Source organism: Methylophaga sp. (assembly GCF_030651745.1).
On sequence record NZ_JAUSCC010000014.1, the window covers coordinates 1 to 5,408 of the forward strand.

At 45.8% G+C, this 5,408-nt stretch carries 3 protein-coding genes and 2 tRNA genes; 3 read left to right on the top strand and 2 right to left on the bottom strand.

What is annotated here, in order from left to right; translation table 11 throughout:
- Positions 1-28: 28 nt before the first annotated feature.
- A tRNA-Asn gene (locus Q7V21_RS00955) sits at positions 29-104 on the bottom strand.
- A gap of 63 nt (positions 105-167) precedes the next feature.
- The gene (locus Q7V21_RS00960) at positions 168-1,352 is read right to left on the bottom strand and encodes a pyridoxal phosphate-dependent aminotransferase (protein WP_304915504.1); all 1,185 of its coding nucleotides are present in this window, start codon (positions 1,350-1,352) and stop codon (positions 168-170) included.
- A 75-nt stretch (positions 1,353-1,427) separates the two neighbouring features.
- Here Q7V21_RS00960 and uvrB point away from each other — a divergent pair, with 75 nt between their 5' ends.
- The 3 genes from uvrB to thrS form a co-directional block, all read left to right on the top strand.
- Positions 1,428-3,440, top strand: coding sequence for an excinuclease ABC subunit UvrB (uvrB, locus tag Q7V21_RS00965; RefSeq protein ID WP_304915505.1), 2,013 nt, complete (start codon positions 1,428-1,430; stop codon positions 3,438-3,440).
- Positions 3,441-3,488: 48 nt separating this feature from the next.
- Positions 3,489-3,565: transfer RNA gene (locus tag Q7V21_RS00970), tRNA-Val, on the top strand.
- Between the two features lie 79 nt (positions 3,566-3,644).
- Positions 3,645-5,408, top strand: a 1,764-nt coding sequence (thrS, locus tag Q7V21_RS00975; protein WP_304915506.1) for a threonine--tRNA ligase, incomplete at its 3' end; no start/stop codon positions are given.

Consider the following 5,408-nt stretch of genomic DNA (forward strand, 5'->3'; position numbering starts at 1 on the left):
AATTACTTGCTGAGGTTCTTTAAATCATTGGCTCCCCGAGCTGGACTCGAACCAGCGACCCAATGATTAACAGTCATTTGCTCTACCAACTGAGCTATCGGGGAACAGAAAGATGGGTATGATAGAGACTCGAACCGGATGGGTCAAGCCTCTATTAAGTTTTTTTGTTAACCGATAAATTCTGCGATTCTTTGTAGTGCGTTTTGCAGATTTGTTTCGCTGGTTGCAATCGACAAACGGATATGATTTTTCAGGCCAAATGCCGTGCCTGGAACGACAGCAACGCCTTTTTCCACCAATAAGGCTTCGGCAAAGTCCATATCGTCTTTTAATTCCGGCTTATTAGCCAAAACACCGGTGATGTCCGGAAAAACGTAGAAAGTACCGTCAGTTTCCAAAGCGGTGATGCCGGGCATCTTATTCAGCGCTTCAACTACAAAGTCGTGGCGCTTTTTGAACTCGACCAACATGGTTTGCACACAACTTTGATCACCATTTAAGGCTTCAACAGATGCAGCTTGCGAAATAGAGGTCGGGTTGGAGGTGCTTTGCGATTGGATCTTTTTCATCGCACCAATCAATTGAGCTGGGCCACCGGCATAACCAATACGCCAGCCGGTCATTGAGTAGGCTTTAGATACGCCATTCATGACGATGGTACGGTCATATAAATCAGGGCAGACCATGACGATATTGCAAAATGGTTCATCGGCCCAATATATGTGTTCATACATATCATCGGTGGCGATAAGGATTTCCGGGTATTTACGTAACACTTCACCTAATGCTTCGAGTTCCGCTCTGGTGTAGGTCATGCCAGTCGGATTGGAAGGACTGTTGATAACCACTAAACGGGTTTTATCGGTGATGGCGTCTTCAAGTTGTTGTGGGGTGATTTTATAACGCTGATCACGGTCGCCGATGATGATGACCGGTTTGGCATCAGCGAGTAATACCATATCAGGATAAGATACCCAGTAAGGGGCAGGGATAATCACTTCATCACCAGACTCCAATAAGGCTTGTGCCAGGTTGAAGAAGCTTTGTTTACCGCCACATGACACCAGAATTTGATTGGCTTCGTAGGTTAAGCCGTTATCGCGGGAAAACTTTTTGATAATGGCGTTTTTCAGTTCAGCTGTACCATCAACCGCGGTATATTTGGTTTGGCCTTTGTTAAGTGCCTCGACAGCAGCTTGCTTGATATGATCCGGTGTATCGAAATCCGGTTCACCGGCACCAAGACCAATAATATCTTTACCTTCGGCTCTCAGGGCCGCGGCGCGTGCAGTAATGGCTAAAGTAGGCGAGGGTTTGATGCTTTGTACGCGCTGTGAGAGTTTGATAGTCAAAATCTGTCCTTCGAGAAACGATAAGTGATTAAAAAACCGTAATATTACGACAAAACACGGACATTGCTAAAGAGTATGAAAAAACAATTTGAATTAGTCAGCGAGTTTGAACCGGCAGGGGATCAACCAACTGCGATTGCGTCGCTGGTTGAGGGATTAAACAACGGTGAAATGTGGCAGACTCTGTTAGGGGTAACCGGTTCGGGAAAAACCTTCACCATTGCCAATGTTGCGCAAGCTGTGCAGCGTCCGGTTATGGTTTTGGCGCCCAATAAAACATTGGCGGCTCAGCTCTATAGTGAAATGAAAGAGTTCTTTCCGAATAACGCGGTGGAATATTTTGTTTCCTACTACGATTACTATCAGCCGGAAGCCTACGTGCCTTCATCGGATACCTTTATAGATAAAGACGCCTCGGTGAATGAGCAGATCGAACAGATGCGTTTATCGGCGACCAAGGCCATGCTGGAGCGACGTGATGCGATTATCGTCGCCAGTGTGTCGTGTATCTATGGTTTGGGTGATAAAGATGCTTACCTGGCGATGGTGTTACACCTAGTACAGGGTGATGTGATTAATCAACGGGAAATCCTGCGCCGCTTGGCTGAGCTGCAGTATTCACGTAATGATGTTGAATTGTCTCGTGGTACTTATCGGGTGCGCGGTGAAGTCATTGATATTTTCCCGGCAGAATCCGAACGTGATGCAGTACGAATTGAATTGTTTGATGACGAAGTTGAGCAAATCAGTTATTTCGATCCGTTAACCGGTGAAGTATTGCAACGGATGAACCGCATTACCATTTATCCGAAAACCCACTACGCCACACCTCGTGAAACCATTCTCGGTGCAGTTGATTCCATTAAAAATGAACTGCGTGAACGGCTGGCGGAATTAAATGAGCAAAATAAATTAGTTGAAGCACAGCGGCTGGAGCAACGGACTCGTTTTGATATTGAGATGTTGTTAGAGCTGGGCTACTGCAATGGTATCGAAAACTATTCACGACATTTATCCACCCGTCAGGCCGGTGAAGCGCCACCGACCTTATTTGATTACCTGCCCGACGATGCGATTCTGATCATTGATGAAAGCCACGTTATGATTCCGCAGATTGGCGCGATGTATAAAGGCGATCGTTCGCGTAAGGAAACTCTGGTGAATTACGGTTTCCGGTTACCTTCTGCCCTTGATAACCGGCCATTGATGTTTGATGAATGGGAAAGGCTGGCACCGCAAACTATTTTTGTTTCGGCCACGCCGGGTAAATACGAAGCTGAACATGCAGGCAATATTGTCGAGCAGGTAGTGCGTCCAACGGGGTTGATTGATCCCGAAGTGGAAATTCGTCCGGTCGGTACGCAGGTTGATGATTTACTTTCCGAGATTCATAAACGAACTGCGGTTAATGAGCGGGTGTTGGTCACCACATTGACCAAACGCATGTCTGAAGATCTCACCGATTATTTGCGGGAACACAATGTCAAAGTGCGCTATCTGCATTCTGATATCGATACCGTTGAACGGATGGAGATTTTGCGGGATCTGCGTTTGGGTGAGTTTGATGTATTAATAGGTATCAACTTGCTGCGTGAAGGTCTGGATATTCCGGAGGTTTCGCTGGTGGCGATTCTTGATGCTGATAAAGAGGGCTTCCTGCGTAGCGACCGATCATTAATTCAAACCATAGGCCGTGCTGCTCGAAACCTGAACGGTAAGGCGATTTTATATGCTGATCAGATTACTGGCTCGATGAAGCGGGCTATTGATGAAACTGATCGACGTCGTGAAAAACAGATTGCCCACAATCTGGAGCATGGCATAACGCCAAAAGGCATTATCAAGTCGATTCGTGGCGGCATGGATGATTCGAAGAGCAAGAAAGAAGAAAATCTGCGTTTTGCCGAAGTGGCTGAAGAATATGCCAAGTATGCGGCTCTGTCTCCTCAACAATTGTCTAAACGTATTCAACAGATTGAAAGTGCAATGTATAAACATGCACAGAATCTGGAGTTTGAAGAAGCGGCTAAATTACGTGATGAACTTGAGAAGGTGAGGAAGATGGCGTTAGGGCCTGTAGCACTATAAAGCGCTTGCAAAAACTGCCTGACTGCGTATAATTTCGCGCTTCACAGTAGGCACGTAGCTCAGTTGGTTAGAGCACCACCTTGACATGGTGGGGGTCGTTGGTTCGAATCCAATCGTGCCTACCAGATATATACATCAAGCACCTCTTGCGGGTGCTTTTTGGTTTTTAAGGCCTCTCGTATTGGCCACAACCAAGGATATAGCATGATTTCAATTACCCTTCCTGATGGCAGTCAACGCCAGTTCGATCATCCCGTTTCTATTCATGATGTTGCCGCCGATATCGGTGCCGGTTTAGCCCGTGCTGCTCTGGCAGGCAAAGTAAATGGCAAACTGGTTGATACCAATTACGTTATTGAAGATGACGCTGAATTAGCCATCATCACCGAACGTGATGAAGAAGGGTTGGATATCATTCGTCATTCAACTTCACATCTGTTAGCTCAAGCAGTAAAACAACTTTATCCAGATGCTCAGGTCACTATCGGCCCGGTTATCGACGATGGTTTTTACTATGACTTTTCCTATTCAAAAGGCTTTACACCGGAAGATCTGGAAAAGATCGAAAAGCGTATGGAAGAGCTGGTTAAACAAGATCTTGAAGTGGTTCGTGAAGAAGTCACTCGTGATGCTGCAGTACAGATCTTCCGTGAAATGGGCGAAGAATATAAAGCTCAGATCATCGAAGATATTCCAAAAGATGAAGTCTTGTCAGTGTATCGCCAGGGCGAATTCATGGATTTATGCCGTGGCCCGCATGTACCGAATACCGGCAAACTAAAAGCATTCAAATTGATGAAACTAGCCGGTGCTTACTGGCGCGGTAAGTCTGAAAATGAAATGCTGCAACGTATTTACGGTACTGCCTGGTCTGATAAAAAAGATCTGAAAGCCTATCTGCACCGTTTAGAAGAAGCTGAAAAACGCGATCACCGTAAATTGGCGAAAAGCCTGGATCTGTTCCATCTGCAAGATGAAGCGGCAGGCATGATCTTCTGGCACGACAATGGCTGGCGCATTTATCGCGAAGTTGAAAAATATATTCGTGATGTGTTGGCCAACAATGGATATCAGGAAGTGCGTACTCCACAAGTTGTGGATCGTAGTTTGTGGGAAAAATCCGGTCACTGGGACAAATTCGGTGACATGATTTTCAGTACACATTCTGAAAATCGCGATTACGCAGTTAAACCGATGAACTGTCCTTGCCATATCCAGATCTTCAATCAAGGTCTGAAAAGCTACCGTGATTTACCTTTACGTATGGCAGAGTTTGGTTCCTGCCACCGTAATGAACCATCTGGTACTTTGCATGGATTGATGCGTCTGCGTGGTTTTACTCAGGATGATGCGCATATTTTCTGTACTGAAGATCAAATTCAGACTGAAGTTGCTACATTTATAGATCTGCTGTTTAACGTTTATGCCGATTTTGGGTTTAACGAGATCATTATCAAACTGTCGACTCGTCCGGAAAATCGGGTGGGAAGTGATGCGGTTTGGGATAAAGCCGAACACGCACTTGAACAAGCATTGAATGCTAAAGAACTGGATTGGGAGTTGCAACCGGGCGAGGGTGCGTTCTATGGACCGAAGATCGAATTCTCCCTGAAAGATTGTCTGGGAAGGGTTTGGCAGTGCGGTACTATTCAGGTGGACTTCTCAATGCCGGGCCGTTTGGATGCAACTTATGTAGCGGATGATGGCTCCAAACAAGTGCCAGTAATGTTGCATCGTGCGATTCTTGGATCACTTGAACGTTTTATCGGTATACTCATCGAAGAATATGCTGGCGCGTTTCCGGCATGGCTTGCACCTCGTCAGGTAATGGTCATGGGAATTACCGATAAACAGTCAGAATATGTTCAACAAATTGCCCAACAATTGAAAAATCAGGGATTTAGAGCCGATACGGACTTGAGAAATGAAAAGATTGGCTTTAAAATACGCGAGCACACATTGCGGCGC

What these genes read in the sequence shown, in the direction of transcription:
- uvrB (WP_304915505.1), top strand. Translation starts at nt 1,428, where the DNA reads ATGAAAAAACAATTTGAATTAGTCAGCGAGTTTGAACCGGCAGGGGAT.